Below are 13,851 nucleotides of genomic sequence, written 5' to 3'. Positions count from 1 at the left end.
CTATGCTGCTGCCATGCAGGCCACCGCGTTCACCTTCGACCCCGCCACCCGGGCCGGCTCCGTGCTGCTCGACGACGGGACCCCGGTGCCGTTCGACGCGGCCGCCTTCGACGCCGGCGGTCTGCGGCTGCTGCGCCCGGGCCAGCGGGTGCGGATCCGCACCGAGGGCGCCGGCGAGGCCCGCCGGGTGGTCTTCCTGACACTGCAGACCTTCCCGGACCCGGCCGCGGACTGACCCCGCGCCGCCGCCACGCACCGTCAACGGTCCCGCCGCCGGGAAATCCCGGAAAAGGCGGAGAGCCGTGGTGCCGCCCTTCCCGGAATTCCGGGGAGAGGACGACGCCACGGCTCTCGGAGGCCGTCCGGCGAGGACCCGCGGGGACTACTTGGCGGAGGTCTTGCGCGCGGTGGTCTTGCGGGTGGCGGTCTTCTTCGCCGGCGCCGTCTTCTTGGCCGTGGCGGTCGCCTTCTTGGCGGTCGCGGTGGTCTTCTTGGCGGCAGCCGTGGTCGCCGTCTTCTTGGCGGCCGCGGCGGTCTTCTTGGTCGCGGTCGCGGTGGTCTTCTTCGCGGCGGCGGTGGTGGTCTTCTTGGTCGCGGTCGCCTTCTTGGCGGCGGCCGTGGTCTTCTTCGCCGGGGTGGCGGCGGCCTTGGTGGCGGTCGCCTTCTTGGCGGCGGCCTTCTTGGCCGGGGTCGCGGCGGCAGCGGCGGCAGCCGTGGCGGCACGCTTGGTGGCGGCCCGCTTGGCGGCCGGGGTCGCGGCGACGCCGCTCTTGCCCGGGGTGAGGGAGCCCTTGGGGGCCTTCTTCACCGAGGGGCCTTCCTTCGGCAGCTTCTTGGCGCCGCTGACCAGGTCCTTGAAGCCCTGGCCCGGACGGAAGCGGGGCACCGAGGTCTTCTTGACCTTGACCTTCTCGCCGGTCTGCGGGTTGCGGGCGAAGCGCGCGGAGCGCTCGACCTTCTCAAAGGTGCCGAAACCGGTGACCGAAACGCGGTCGCCGGCCACGACGGCGCGCACCATGGTGTCGAGCACTGCGTCGACGGCCTCTGCGGCAGCCTTGCGACCGCCCAGCTGCTCGGCCACCGCTTCGACAAGCTGAGCCTTGTTCACGTCTTCCCCTTCGGAAACGGGCGCCGGATGATTCCATCCGTTCTTTTCGCACGTTAGGTATGTATCTGCGGACTTTCAATTACCAAACGCGCGAATCACCCTAGTGTCGCAATGGATTTGCGCGTCGGCGACCTCAGTCGACGGGCGGGCGCCCCTCGTCGAGGTCCTGCACAAAGCGACTCAACCGCCGCGCCGCCTCCGGAAGATCGCGCTTGGCGGTCTCCGTGACGATGAGCAGTTGACGGGTGAGAGCGGTCTTTGCATCGGCAGACACGTTCAGCGCATGCACGCGGTCGTGAGCTTGCTTCAACCGCTCGGCCACAAGCGCGAAGAGCGCTGCGACTTCCGGGTCGTCCGGCCCCTCAGCAGGTGAGGTTGCGGCCTCCGGCCGATCGTCAATTCGGCGTTCGGATCCCCGGCCCGTGGACTCCGGTGACGCGGGTTCGCCGCCCGCGTACGGAGGTTCATGGTGCCGGTGCATGCACTGATTGTGCCATCTACGCGCAGTTGTGCATGCTGCGGGGCCCTCTGTCGCAAAACCGAATCCCCAATCCGGGGGCGGCGGGCGGGCACAACTCGCGCCCCGGAACGGCGGATGGCCCGCCCCCCCGAGGGGGGAGCGGGCCATCCGGCGGTTCGTCAGAATGCTTGTTCAGAACGGGATCTCAGGCCACCGGCAGGGTACGCGGCTTGAACGAGGGGCGACGGGCCTCGAACGCGGCGATGTCGGCCTCGTTCCGCAGTGTGATGCTGATGTCGTCCAGGCCGTTGAGCAGCCGCCACCGCACGTTGTCGTCCAGTTCGAAGGACGCGGTGACGCCCTCGGCGCGCACCTCGCGGGCCTCCAGGTCGACGGTGATCTCGGCGGTCGGGTCGGCCTCGGTGAGCTCCCACAGCCGCTCGACGGTCTCCTGCGGGAGGACCACGGTCAGCAGGCCGTTCTTCAGCGAGTTGCCGCGGAAGATGTCGGCGAAGCGCGAGGAGATCACCGCGTGGAAGCCGTAGTTCTGCAGCGCCCAGACGGCGTGCTCGCGGGAGGAGCCGGTGCCGAACTCGGGGCCGGCCACCAGGACGGTGGCGCCCTGGCGCTCGGGCCGGTTCAGGACGAACGACTCGTCCTTGCGCCAGGCCTCGAACAGCCCGCCCTCGAAACCGGAACGGGTGACCTTCTTGAGCCAGTGGGCGGGGATGATCTGGTCGGTGTCGACGTTGCTGCGGCGCAGCGGCACGGCCCGGCCGGTGTGGGTGGTGAACTTCTCCATGCTGCTCAGACCTCCACGGCGGCGTCCGCCACCAGATCGGCGGGGGCCGCCAGGCGGCCCAGGACGGCGGTCGCGGCGGCGACCTGCGGCGAGACCAGGTGGGTGCGCCCGCCCTTGCCCTGGCGGCCCTCGAAGTTGCGGTTCGAGGTGGAGGCGCAGCGCTCGCCGGGGGCCAGCTGGTCGGGGTTCATGCCCAGGCACATCGAGCAGCCCGCGTGCCGCCATTCGGCGCCGGCGGCGGTGAACACCTTGTCCAGGCCCTCCTCGACGGCCTGCAGGGCGACCCGGACGGAGCCGGGGACGACCAGCATCCGCACGCCGTCGGCGATCCGGCGTCCGCGCAGCAGGTCGGCGGCGGCGCGCAGGTCCTCGATCCGGCCGTTGGTGCAGGAGCCGACGAAGACCGCGTCGACCGCGACCTCGCGCAGCGGGGTGCCGGCCTCCAGGCCCATGTACGCCAGGGCGTTCTCGGCGGCGATCCGCTCCTGCGGGTCGGCGAAGGACGCCGGGTCCGGCACGCTGGCGCCGAGCGGGGCGCCCTGGCCCGGGTTGGTGCCCCAGGTGACGAACGGGGTCAGCTCGGTGGCGTCGATGAAGATCTCGTGGTCGAAGACCGCGTCCTCGTCGGTGCCCAGGGTCTTCCAGTACTCGACCGCGGCGTCCCAGTCCTCGCCCTGCGGGGCGTGCGGGCGGCCCTTCAGGTACGCGAAGGTGGTCTCGTCGGGGGCGATCATGCCGGCCCGGGCGCCCGCCTCGATGGACATGTTGCAGACGGTCATCCGGGCCTCCATGGAGAGGCCGCGGATCGCCGAACCGCGGTACTCCAGGACGTAGCCCTGGCCGCCGCCGGTGCCGATCCTCGTGATGATCGCCAGGATCAGGTCCTTGGCGGTGACGCCCTCGGGCAGTTCGCCCTCGACGGTGATCGCCATGGTCCGGAACGGGGCCAGCGGCAGGGTCTGGGTGGCCAGCACGTGCTCGACCTGGCTGGTGCCGATGCCGAAGGCCAGCGCGCCGAAGGCGCCGTGGGTGGAGGTGTGGGAATCGCCACAGACCACGGTGGTGCCGGGCTGGGTCAGACCCAGCTGCGGGCCGACCACGTGCACGACGCCCTGCTCGACGTCGCCCAGCGAGTGGATCCGGACGCCGAACTCGGCCGCGTTCCTGCGCAGGGTCTCCAGCTGGACCCTGGAGACCGGGTCGGCGATCGGCTTGTCGATGTCCAGGGTCGGGGTGTTGTGGTCCTCGGTGGCGATCGTGAGATCGGTGCGGCGGACCGTGCGCCCGGCCAGCCGGAGGCCGTCGAAGGCCTGCGGGCTGGTCACCTCGTGGAGCAGGTGCAGGTCGATGAAGAGCAGGTCGGGCTCGCCCTCCGCGCGCCGCACGACGTGGTCGTCCCAGACCTTCTCTGCGAGTGTCCGTCCCATCGGGTTCCCTCCAGCCGGCCGCGTTGCCGGCCTTCTCGTGTCGTCGAGGTCAAAGCTGTCGCCGCCCCGTGCGGCCCGCGTCGCGCGGCCTGCACGCCGGATCGGTGTCCACGATGCGGACGCCTCGACGGGGCCGCATCCTGGACTTCTCCCGGGCTGCTGCATCCAGAGTGGCGCTTTTCGCGGAAGATTGAACTTGCGTCTCGCGGAATGAGACTGCAGTCTTAGGGCATGGACAACTCTAGCGGCGTCGGCGTGCTCGACAAGGCCGCTCTGGTGCTGAGCGCACTGGAGTCGGGCCCCGCCACGTTGGCGGGGCTGGTCGCCGCCACCGGTCTGGCGCGCCCCACGGCCCACAGACTCGCCGTCGCACTCGAACACCACCGCCTGGTCACCAGGGACATGCAGGGACGTTTCATCCTCGGTCCCCGCCTGTCCGAACTCTCCGCCGCGGCGGGTGAGGACCGGCTGCTCGCCACCGCGGGCCCGGTCCTGACCCACCTGCGCGACGTCACCGGCGAGAGCGCACAGCTCTACCGCCGGCAGGGCGAGATGCGGATCTGCGTCGCGGCCGCCGAGCGGCTCTCCGGCCTGCGGGACACCGTCCCGGTCGGCAGCACCCTGCCGATGAAGGCCGGCTCGGCCGCCCAGGTCCTGCTGGCCTGGGAGGAGCCCGAGCGGCTCCACCGCGGTCTGCAGGGCGCCCGGTTCACCGCCACCGCGCTCAGCGGCGTCCGGCGGCGCGGCTGGGCCCAGTCGATCGGCGAGCGGGAGCCGGGCGTGGCGTCCGTCTCCGCGCCGGTCCGCGGCCCCTCCAACCGCGTCGTGGCCGCCGTCTCGGTCTCCGGGCCGATCGAGCGCCTGACCCGCCACCCGGGCCGGCTGCACGCGCAGGCCATCATCGAGGCCGCCAACCGGCTCACCGAGGCCCTGCGCCGCAGCTGACCCCCACCCCGTTCGCTCCTTCCCCCATCCGCTCCCCCGTTCCCCCCACTCCCCCGCCGCACGACCGAGAAGGGCCCCGCTCGATGCCGAGCGGGGCCCTTCGGGTCGGTGGAATTCCCGGGTCCGGGAAAACGAAAAAGACCCCGGGAAACCGGGGCCTTCCTTATCTGGCTGGGGTACCAGGACTCGAACCTAGACTAAATGAACCAGAATCACTCGTGCTGCCAATTACACCATACCCCAACAAAGCAATCAGCCGATGAGCAGACCCATCGGCTTCTTGCCTCGGTACCCCCGACCGGATTCGAACCGGCGCTACTGCCGTGAGAGGGCAGCGTGCTAGGCCGCTACACAACGGGGGCTCCTGGTCGATCTCTTGCGAGATCAGTACCCCCGACCGGATTCGAACCGGCGCTACTGCCGTGAGAGGGCAGCGTGCTAGGCCGCTACACAACGGGGGCTTTCCAGGCGGTTCCTTGCGGAACCAGTACCCCCGACCGGATTCGAACCGGCGCTACTGCCGTGAGAGGGCAGCGTGCTAGGCCGCTACACAACGGGGGCTTGATCTTGAGTTGTACGGTCCGGATGGACCGCGGTACTGCGCTGGGGTACCAGGACTCGAACCTAGACTAAATGAACCAGAATCACTCGTGCTGCCAATTACACCATACCCCACCGGAGTTGAACCCTTGTCGGGCCGCACTCCAGCTCGCGCCTCCCGCTCCGGCTCCGGCGTGGGGCTTTCGCTCCCTCGCCGTTGCCCTCCCGGGCGGCGCAGAAAGAACATTACCCGACGTCCGCCCCCGCTCCAAAATCGATAACCCCAGGCAGCGGGCAGGGGGCCGTCCGGTGACGTCCCGGGAGGCCGCGGGCCCGGCCGGTGACCGGGCCCGCGGGCGGGTTCAGGCCGCCGGGAGGGCCGCCAGCGCGGCCGTCAGCCGGCGCAGCGTCTCGGGGCGCCCGAGCAGCTCCATCGACTCGAACAGCGGCGGGGAGACCCGTCGGCCGGTCACCGCCACCCGCAGCGGGGTGAAGGCGAACTTCGGCTTGATGCCCAGACCCTCCACCAGTGCCCCGCGCAGCGCGGCCTGGATCGGCTCCGGGGTGAAGTCGCCGAGCTCCTCCAACGCCCGGACGCTCGCCTCCAGCACCGGCCGGGCGTCCGCGGTGAGCACCTTGGCGGCGTCGTCCGGGTCCACGGCGAAGTCCTCGGGCGCCACGAACAGGAAGCCGGCCATGCCGACGATCTCCCCGAGCACCACCATCCGCTCCTGGGTGAGCGGCGCCACCTTCGCCAGCAGCTCCAGCTGCGCGTCGCTCGGCTCGGCCGGCAGCAGGCCCGGGGCCTGCAGATAGGGCACCAGGCGGCGGACGAAGTCCTCCGGGGCCAGCCGGCGCAGGTGCTCGGCGTTGATCGCCTCGCACTTCTTCAGGTCGAAGCGGGCCGGGTTGGCGTTGACCTTGCCGATGTCGAAGGCCGCGACCAGCTCGTCCACGGTGAAGACGTCACGGTCCTCGGCGAGCGACCAGCCCAGCAGCGACAGGTAGTTGAGCAGGCCCTCGGGGATGAAGCCGCGCTCCCGGTAGAGGTTGAGCGAGGCCTGCGGGTCGCGCTTGGAGAGCTTCTTGTTGCCCTCGCCCATCACGTACGGCAGGTGGCCGAAGCGCGGGGTGCCGCCGCCGCCGACGCCGATGTCGGCGAGCGCGGCGTAGAGCGCGATCTGGCGCGGGGTCGAGGAGAGCAGGTCCTCGCCGCGCAGCACGTGGGTGATGCCCATCAGGGCGTCGTCCACCGGGTTGACCAGGGTGTAGAGCGGCGCCCCGTTGGCCCGCACGATGCCGTAGTCGGGGACGTTCTCCGGCTCGAAGGAGAGCGTGCCGCGCACCAGGTCGTCGAAGGCGATGGTGGCGTCCGGCATCCGGAAGCGCAGGATCGGCTCGCGCCGCTCCAGCCGGTAAACGGCGACCTGCTCGTCCGTCAGGTCGCGGCAGTGACCGTCGTAGCCCGACGGCTTCCCGGCCGCGCGGGCCGCCTCGCGGCGGGCGTCCAGCTCCTCGGTGGAGCAGTAGCAGTGGTAGGCGTGGCCGGCCTCGTGCAGCCGGCGGGCGACGTCCGCGTAGACGTCCATCCGCTGGGACTGGCGGTACGGTGCGTGCGGGCCGCCGACCTCCGGCCCCTCGTCCCAGTCGAAGCCGAGCCACTTCATCGCGTCGAGCAGCTGCTCGTAGGACTCCTCGGAGTCGCGGGCCGCGTCGGTGTCCTCGATCCGGAAGACCAGCGTGCCGCCGTGGTGGCGGGCGAAGGCCCAGTTGAACAGCGCGGTGCGGACCAGGCCCACGTGCGGGTTGCCGGTCGGGGACGGGCAGAAGCGCACCCGTACGGCCGGCGCGTCAGCCACGCTTGACCACCTTGTTGGCGAGGGTGCCGATGCCCTCGACGGTGACGGCGACCTCGTCGCCGACGTTGATCGGCCCCACCCCGGCGGGCGTGCCGGTGAGGACGACGTCGCCCGGCAGCAGCGTCATGGCCTCGGAGATGTGCACGATCAGCTCGGCGACCGAGCGGACCATCTGCGAGGTGCGGCCGGCCTGCCGGAGCTCGCCGTTGACCGTGCAGGTGACGGCGAGGTCCGACGGGTCGAGGTCGGTCTCGATCCACGGGCCCAGCGGGCAGGCGGTGTCGAAGCCCTTGGCGCGGGCCCACTGGCCCTCGCGCTGCTGGACGTCGCGCGCGGTGACGTCGTTGGCGCAGGTGTAGCCGAGGATCACCTCGGGGACCCGCTCCAGCGGCACCTCGCGGCACATCCGGCCGATCACCACGGCGAGTTCGGCCTCGTGCTGGACGTCCGAGGAGAACGGCGGGTAGGCGATGCTCTCGGTCGGGCCGATCACCGAGGTGGACGGCTTGAAGAAGGTGAGCGGGACGTCCGGGACGGCGTTGCCCAGCTCGGCGGCGTGCGCGGCGTAGTTGCGGCCGACCGCGACGATCTTGTTGGGCAGCATCGGGCTGAGCAGCCGGACGTCCTGGAAGCGGTAGCTCTCGCCGGTCGGCTGGGGCTGGCCGAACGGGTGGCCGGCCAGGGCGTGGACCACCAGCGACTCGGGCCGGGCCGGGTCGCCCTCGACCACACCGAAGGAGACGCTGCCGGCGGCAGGGCTCCCTTCCCGGACGGAAAACCTGGCAATGCGCACGGCTGGGCTACCCCTCGCTTCGACGGACGTCCGGGGCGCGCCCCGGGCGCTGGCGGGAACCGCGGCCCCTTCGGCCCCGGCCCCGCTCGATCGCTGCCCAGGCTATCGCGTGGGCCCTGACCTGGCCCGCCGCACGACAACAGGCGCCGTCACCGGGGTGACGGCGCCTGTCGCGGCGTGCGCGGAACGCCTCAGTTCTGCGGGACGTTCACCGCCGGGGCGGTCGTCAGCTGGGTGCGGCGCGGGTTGGCGGTGGAGGCCGGCAGCTCGGTCGCGTAGGTCGCGACGTCCTCGGCCCGGCGGGCGCCGGGAATCTGGCCGAAGTCCTCGACCGAGGCCAGCGTCGTCCGGCGCGGGTTGGCCGTGGAGTGGCTGGTCGGCGTGGACTGGGCGGTCGTCGCCTGGGACATCTCGTCAGCACCTCTTGGTCGCGGCCGGGCGACCGACCACGATCGGCGACCGGCCTGAGTGATTCGGGGAGATTCTGGGCAGGCTGATCGGGGCCGTGCGCCGGATACAGCAAGGTTACGGATCTCTTTCCACAGTCACCGTGACCAAAGCTACACATTCATCTGTGATTTTCGTCACAAATCGCAGAACATATCTCTGATATCCGACATATCGCTTCATCGACCTTTACCGGCATATCGGAAATATCGGGCATACCCGAAGCTCCACCCATCACGTTGATCTCGGGTCGGCTTGGCATGTATCCGCCGAGTGTCCGAAAAAGGCGGTATTCCGGTCCGTTTGCCACACAGTCGGTGAGTTGTCGCGCGCGGTGAGTAGTGCCGTCCGATGTGCCCCGTCCGCCCTTGTTGGGATTCCCCGGCTGTGCTGGAATGCCACGGACCGTGGGTAGGGAGCTGTCCACCCCGGTGACCCGCTCTCCCGGACCGGCCGGGGGCGGATGGAAACTCGACACCGTCCAGACCGCGGCGACGCGGCGGGACGCCCGGTCCAGAGGTTGCGACGCCAGTGCAGGGACGTTTCAAAAGGGGTAGCGGCGCCGCGGGTGACCCGGAGTCGCGTGAGCCCGCGGCAGCCCCCCAGCAGGCGGCGGCCCCCGGCGGCCCGGCCGAACCGGCACCCGATGTGATCGGCCGGCCGGAGGAGGACGGCAAGGAGCGCAAGTCGACCCGCGGCAAGCTCCGCAGCTCCCTGACCCGCCGACGCGCCAAGGGCATGAGCCGCCTCGCCATGCGCAACTGGCGGATCCGCAGCAAGCTGATCGCGCTGCTCGCACTCCCGGTGCTGGTCGCGCTGGTCCTCGGTGGGCTGCGCATCCAGACCTCGCTCGAAACCTCGCAGCAGCTGGCCCAGATGGCCAACCTCTCCGACCTGGCCAAGAAGGCGACCGACCTCGCCAACGCCCTGCAGAACGAGCGGGACGTCAGCGCCGGCCCGATCACCGCCAAGCCCAACGCGCCGCTGGACGACGACATCGTCGCCGCCCGCAAGGTCACCGACGACCTCAGCCGCACCTTCACCGCGTCCTCGGACAAGTTCGAGAACCTCGAACTCTCCGGCGGCAAGGCGCTGCTCTTCCAGATCCGCAAGGACCTGAACTCGGTCTCCGACGCCCGCGGCAACCCGTACCAGAACAACCAGAACATCCAGGCGACGATCACCGCCTACGACGTGATCATCCGCGACCTGCTGTCGATCACCCAGGACATCGCGCTCGCGTCCAACAACCGCGAGCTGGTCCGCGCGACCCGCGCCCTGCAGCAGTTCTCGCTCGCCAAGAACTCCACCTCGCAGCAGCGCGCACTGATCAGCGCCGCGCTCGCCAACCCGGGCGGCCCGGACCTCAGCCTGAGCGACGAGTCCTTCGGCATCCGGCTCAAGTCGTCCTACGACAACGCGCTGACCGGCTTCAACAACATCTACACCTCGCACGACCTGGACAACCTGCGCGGCCAGCTGAGCTACAACTCGGTGGTCGCCGCGGCCGACCGCTACGCGCGCTCGATCCTCCAGCAGGGCGGCATCCACCAGGGCGACGTCGTCAGCTACAAGGACTGGTACGAGCAGTCCACCGCCAAGATCGCCGCCGAGCGCCGGATCGAGTCCAAGCTCATCGAGGACCTCGACGGAAAGGCCCAGGAGCTCCAGTCCCAGGCCGACACCGAGGCCCTGATCATCGGTGCCGCCGTCGCGCTCGTGCTGCTCGTCGCCCTCGGTGGCGCCGGTCTGATCGCCCGCTCGATGGTGCGCTCGCTGACCCGGCTGCAGGCCGCGGCCGAGGACGTCGCCGAGCGCCGGCTGCCCGAGCTGGTCAAGACGCTCTCCGAGACCGACCCGCACGACGTGGACGTCGCCGTCGAGCCGGTCGGCGTCGACTCCGCGGACGAGATCGGCCACGTGGCCCACGCCTTCGACATGGTGCACAGCGAGGCCGTCCGCCTCGCCGCCGAGCAGGCCCTCCTGCGCGGCAACATCAACGCGATGTTCACCAACCTCTCGCGCCGCAGCCAGGGCCTCATCCAGCGCCAGCTGTCGCTCATCTCCGAGCTGGAGAGCCGCGAGGCGGACCCGGACCAGCTGGCCAACCTCTTCAAGCTGGACCACCTCGCGACCCGCATGCGCCGCAACGGCGAGAACCTGCTCGTCCTCGCCGGTGAGGACCCGGGCCGCCGCTGGACCCGCCCCGTCCCGCTGGTCGACGTGCTGCGCGCCGCCGCCTCCGAGGTGGAGCAGTACGAGCGCATCGAGCTCGCCGCCGTGCCGTCGGCCGAGGTCGCCGGCCGCGTCGTCAACGACCTCGTCCACCTGCTCGCAGAGCTGCTGGAGAACGCCACCTCGTTCTCCAGCCCGCAGACCCGCGTCCGGGTCACCGGCCACGCGCTGCCGGACGGCCGGGTGCTCGTCGAGATCCACGACACCGGCATCGGCCTCAGCCCCGACGACCTCGCCGAGATCAACGAGCGCCTCGCCAACCCGCCGACGGTGGACGTCTCCGTCTCCCGCCGCATGGGCCTCTTCGTGGTCGGCCGGCTGTCCCTGCGTCACGGCATCCGCATCCAGCTGCGTCCCAGCGACTCCGGTGGCACCACCGCGCTGGTCATGCTCCCGGTGGACGTCACCAACTCGGCCGACCGGCGCGGCCCCGGCCGTCCCGGCGGCCAGGGCGGCCAGGTCGGCCAGAGCGGCCAGCCGAAGCAGCAGCGCGGGGTCACCCCGACGCCGCGCCAGCAGCGCCAGGTGCCGGCCGGCCCGGGCGGACGCCCCGGCGGTCCGGCGGCACTCGGCCAGGCTCCGGCGGGCGGCGCCCCGCAGGCCCGGCCGCAGCTCGGCCAGGGCGGCCCCGGTCCGTCCGGCGGTCAGAACGGCCAGGGCGCTCAGAACGGCCAGAACGGCCAGAGCGGCCAGGGCGGTCCCGGCGCGGGCGGCGGTCTGCCGACGCGTCAGGTCGGCCAGTCGCTGCGCGAGAACCCGGCGCCGCAGGGCGGCCGTCCGGGTGCTCCCGGCCAGCAGGGCCCGAACTCCCAGGCCCCGAAGCAGCCGGCCCCGAACCAGCAGGGCGGCCTGCCGCAGCGCACCCCGGGCCGGCAGGGCCCGCAGCAGGGCGGCCCCGGCGGCCTGCCCCGCCGCGGCCAGCAGCCCGGCGGCCCCCAGCAGGGTGCCCCGCAGCAGGGCGGCCCGGGTGGCCTGCCCCGCCGCGGCCAGGAGCGTCCGCAGGGCGACGGCGTCCCCGCCGCCCGCGGCGGCGAGCAGCCCCAGCACGGCTGGGCCGAGCAGTCGGGCCGTCCGGGCGCGCCGCAGGGCGCCCGCCCCGGCGAGCGCCCGCAGGAGGGCCTGCCGCAGCGTCAGCGCCCCGGCCAGGGCCGTCCGCCGCAGGGTCCGCAGGGTGGCCCCCAGGGCCCGCAGGGCCAGGGCGGCCGTCCGCAGCGGCCCGCGCCGGGCGACCGCCAGCAGCAGACCCAGCCGCTGCCGAAGGTCCAGCCGGCCCCGCCGCTGCCCGCGGCCGAGCCCGCCCCGGGGGAGAGCACCCAGCAGTTCGCCCGTCCCCGGTTCGAGGCCAGTGACATCGACCCGCGCGACCCGCTGGGCCTCGGCCTGGTGGAGCCGGTGCTGCCGACCGTGCCGAACCCGGGCCGTCCGGAGCAGGGCGGCCGGCCGCAGGCCCCGCAGCAGCCGGTGCAGCAGCAGCCCGTCCGCCAGGAGCCGATGGCACTGCCGACCGGGCCGTCCGACGCCGGCGCGCCGGGCGAGGAGGGCCGGCCGGCCCAGCAGCAGAGCCGGCCCCGGCCGTACCAGCCGCGCCGCCCCGGCACCACGGCCCCGGGCCGTCAGGAGCAGCCGGCCGCCCCGCAGGCCGCCCAGGCCCAGCAGCGGCCGCAGCAGCCCCGGCAGCAGCAGGCCCAGCCGCAGCAGCAGGCCCCGCAGCAGCCACAGCACCCGCAGCCGCAGGCCCAGCAGCCGCAGCCCGGTGACGCCCCTTGGCGCCCGTCCGCCAACGACGAACGCTGGCGCCGCGCCGAGCAGGTCCGCGAGCCGTCCACCAGCGGGGTCACCATGTCGGGCCTCCCCCGGCGCACCCCGCAGGCCAACCTGGTCTCCGGCACCGCCGAGGCGTCCCCGCTGACCGGCCCCCAGGTGTCCCGCGCGCCCGAGGAGGTCCGCGGCCGGCTCACCAACCTGCGCCGCGGCATCCAGCAGGGCCGCCGGGCCGGTGCCGAGCAGGCGGCCGGCCAGGCTCCGGGCGCCCAGCCGCAGGCCGACCGGGGCCAGGGTCCGCAGGGTTCGCCGGGCCAGGGCAACCAGGCCGGTTTCCACCATGGTGCCCAGCAGCCCGGGTTCGATAGTTTCGGGGGCCGGACCGACGGCAACGCCGCAGATCATCAGGAGCGTTGAGTTGAATCAGATGAGCCAGGCCGCACAGAACCTGAACTGGCTGATCACCAATTTCGTGGACAACACCCCCGGGGTGTCGCACACGGTGGTGGTCTCCGCGGACGGCCTCCTGCTGTGCATGTCCGAGGGATTCCCCCGCGACCGCGCCGACCAGCTCGCCGCCGTCGCCTCCGGCCTCACCTCCCTCACCACCGGCGCCAGCCGGATCTTCGAGGGCGGCGAGGTCAACCAGACCGTCGTCGAGATGGAACGCGGCTTCCTGTTCCTGATGGCCATCAGCGACGGCTCCGCGCTCGCCGTCCTGGCCTCCCCCGACTCCGACATCGGCCTGGTCGGCTACGAGATGGCGCTGCTCGTCGACCGCGCCGGCGCCGTCCTCACCCCCGCACTCCGCGCAGAACTCCAGGGCAGTCTCCTGCACTGAGTGCACCCCTGAGCGGTACACCCACCCGTCCCACCTCCCCGCCGGTTCCGACCCGACCGGACCCGGCGTTCCACCCTCAGCTACCCTCAGGCAGCTGATCTCGCCTCAGCTGGCATCGCCCCAGCTGGAACCGGCTGCCCCAGGCTGCAGCACAAGGAGGACCCATGACCCCGCCTTCGACACCCGCCGGCCAGTACGGCGGCGGGTACGGCAGCGGCTACGGCGGGCAGCAGTCCGACGGCTACGAGCAGCAGCCGCTGGTCCGCCCCTACGCGATGACCGGAGGCCGCACCCGGCCCCGGTACCAGCTCGCGATCGAGGCGCTGATCTCGACCACCGGCTCCGCCGAGCGCACCGGTGGCCTGCTGCCCGAACACGCCCGGATCGTCAGCCTCTGCCGGGAGGTCAAGTCCATCGCGGAGATCTCCGCCCTGGCCGGTGTCCCGCTCGGTGTCGCCCGCATCCTCGTGGCCGACCTGGCCGAGGCCGGTCTCGTCGCCATCCACCAGCCCGCCGCCGCGGGCGAGTCGGGCGGAACGCCCGACGTCACGCTGCTCGAAAGGGTCCTCAGTGGACTTCGCAAGCTCTAACGCGGCCGCCCCCACCCGCGCCACCACCTCCGCGAAGATCGTC

12 protein-coding genes and 5 tRNA genes are annotated in these 13,851 nt (G+C 72.2%); 5 read left to right on the top strand and 12 right to left on the bottom strand.

Annotation, left to right across the window (positions count from 1 at the left end):
• Nucleotides 1–13: 13 nt before the first annotated feature.
• Nucleotides 14–235, top strand: a complete 222-nt coding sequence (locus ACFVVU_RS29825; RefSeq protein ID WP_093860412.1) for a hypothetical protein — start codon at nt 14–16, stop codon at nt 233–235.
• A 147-nt stretch (nt 236–382) separates the two neighbouring features.
• Here ACFVVU_RS29825 and ACFVVU_RS29820 read toward each other — a convergent pair whose 3' ends face one another.
• The 4 genes from ACFVVU_RS29820 to leuC form a co-directional block, all read right to left on the bottom strand.
• Nucleotides 383–1,108 (bottom strand): HU family DNA-binding protein, encoded by a 726-nt coding sequence (locus ACFVVU_RS29820; protein WP_380685764.1) that lies wholly within the window; start codon nt 1,106–1,108, stop codon nt 383–385.
• Nucleotides 1,109–1,241: 133 nt separating this feature from the next.
• On the bottom strand, nt 1,242–1,589 hold the full coding sequence (locus tag ACFVVU_RS29815) for a hypothetical protein (RefSeq protein WP_380685766.1): 348 nt from the start codon (nt 1,587–1,589) through the stop codon (nt 1,242–1,244).
• A gap of 184 nt (nt 1,590–1,773) precedes the next feature.
• On the bottom strand, nt 1,774–2,370 hold the full coding sequence (gene leuD / locus ACFVVU_RS29810; RefSeq protein ID WP_380685769.1) for a 3-isopropylmalate dehydratase small subunit: 597 nt from the start codon (nt 2,368–2,370) through the stop codon (nt 1,774–1,776).
• A 5-nt stretch (nt 2,371–2,375) separates the two neighbouring features.
• Nucleotides 2,376–3,797 carry a 3-isopropylmalate dehydratase large subunit gene (leuC, locus tag ACFVVU_RS29805; protein ID WP_380685771.1) on the bottom strand — a complete coding sequence of 474 codons (1,422 nt, stop codon included), beginning with the start codon at nt 3,795–3,797 and terminating at the stop codon, nt 2,376–2,378.
• A 231-nt stretch (nt 3,798–4,028) separates the two neighbouring features.
• Between leuC and ACFVVU_RS29800 the strand changes: the two genes are divergently transcribed.
• Complete coding sequence (locus tag ACFVVU_RS29800) at nt 4,029–4,742, top strand: IclR family transcriptional regulator (RefSeq protein ID WP_030306825.1); 714 nt, start codon at nt 4,029–4,031, stop codon at nt 4,740–4,742.
• Nucleotides 4,743–4,910: 168 nt separating this feature from the next.
• Here the strand turns inward: ACFVVU_RS29800 and ACFVVU_RS29795 are convergent.
• The 8 genes from ACFVVU_RS29795 to ACFVVU_RS29760 all read right to left on the bottom strand — a co-directional run bounded on the left by ACFVVU_RS29795 (nt 4,911) and on the right by ACFVVU_RS29760 (nt 8,344).
• Nucleotides 4,911–4,985, bottom strand: a tRNA-Gln gene (locus ACFVVU_RS29795).
• Between the two features lie 46 nt (nt 4,986–5,031).
• Nucleotides 5,032–5,104: transfer RNA gene (locus ACFVVU_RS29790), tRNA-Glu, on the bottom strand.
• Between the two features lie 26 nt (nt 5,105–5,130).
• Nucleotides 5,131–5,203 (bottom strand) — tRNA-Glu (locus tag ACFVVU_RS29785).
• 27 nt (nt 5,204–5,230) lie between these two features.
• Nucleotides 5,231–5,303 (bottom strand) — tRNA-Glu (locus ACFVVU_RS29780).
• A 42-nt stretch (nt 5,304–5,345) separates the two neighbouring features.
• A tRNA-Gln gene (locus ACFVVU_RS29775) sits at nt 5,346–5,417 on the bottom strand.
• 227 nt (nt 5,418–5,644) lie between these two features.
• Complete coding sequence (gltX, locus tag ACFVVU_RS29770; protein WP_380689960.1) at nt 5,645–7,141, bottom strand: glutamate--tRNA ligase; 1,497 nt, start codon at nt 7,139–7,141, stop codon at nt 5,645–5,647.
• The gene (locus ACFVVU_RS29765) at nt 7,134–7,934 is read right to left on the bottom strand and encodes a fumarylacetoacetate hydrolase family protein (RefSeq protein ID WP_380689958.1); all 801 of its coding nucleotides are present in this window, start codon (nt 7,932–7,934) and stop codon (nt 7,134–7,136) included. Before ACFVVU_RS29765 ends, gltX begins: the two co-directional genes overlap by 8 nt.
• 191 nt (nt 7,935–8,125) lie before the next feature.
• Nucleotides 8,126–8,344 carry a hypothetical protein gene (locus tag ACFVVU_RS29760; protein WP_380688140.1) on the bottom strand — a complete coding sequence of 73 codons (219 nt, stop codon included), beginning with the start codon at nt 8,342–8,344 and terminating at the stop codon, nt 8,126–8,128.
• Nucleotides 8,345–9,029: 685 nt separating this feature from the next.
• Here ACFVVU_RS29760 and ACFVVU_RS29755 point away from each other — a divergent pair.
• The 3 genes from ACFVVU_RS29755 (at nt 9,030) to ACFVVU_RS29745 (ending at nt 13,808) form a co-directional block, all read left to right on the top strand.
• Nucleotides 9,030–12,794: a nitrate- and nitrite sensing domain-containing protein gene (locus tag ACFVVU_RS29755; RefSeq protein ID WP_387793353.1), complete on the top strand. Its 3,765-nt coding sequence runs from the start codon at nt 9,030–9,032 to the stop codon at nt 12,792–12,794.
• A 10-nt stretch (nt 12,795–12,804) separates the two neighbouring features.
• Nucleotides 12,805–13,218, top strand: coding sequence for a roadblock/LC7 domain-containing protein (locus ACFVVU_RS29750; protein WP_344345973.1), 414 nt, complete (start codon nt 12,805–12,807; stop codon nt 13,216–13,218).
• Nucleotides 13,219–13,382: 164 nt separating this feature from the next.
• Nucleotides 13,383–13,808, top strand: coding sequence for a DUF742 domain-containing protein (locus tag ACFVVU_RS29745; protein ID WP_380688145.1), 426 nt, complete (start codon nt 13,383–13,385; stop codon nt 13,806–13,808).
• Nucleotides 13,809–13,851: the final 43 nt, after the last annotated feature.

The organism is Kitasatospora sp. NPDC057965 (assembly GCF_042887135.1).
Classification (GTDB): domain Bacteria; phylum Actinomycetota; class Actinomycetes; order Streptomycetales; family Streptomycetaceae; genus Kitasatospora.
Note: the sequence above shows the minus strand (reverse complement) of the source record. Positions and strands in the feature narration are given on the sequence as shown.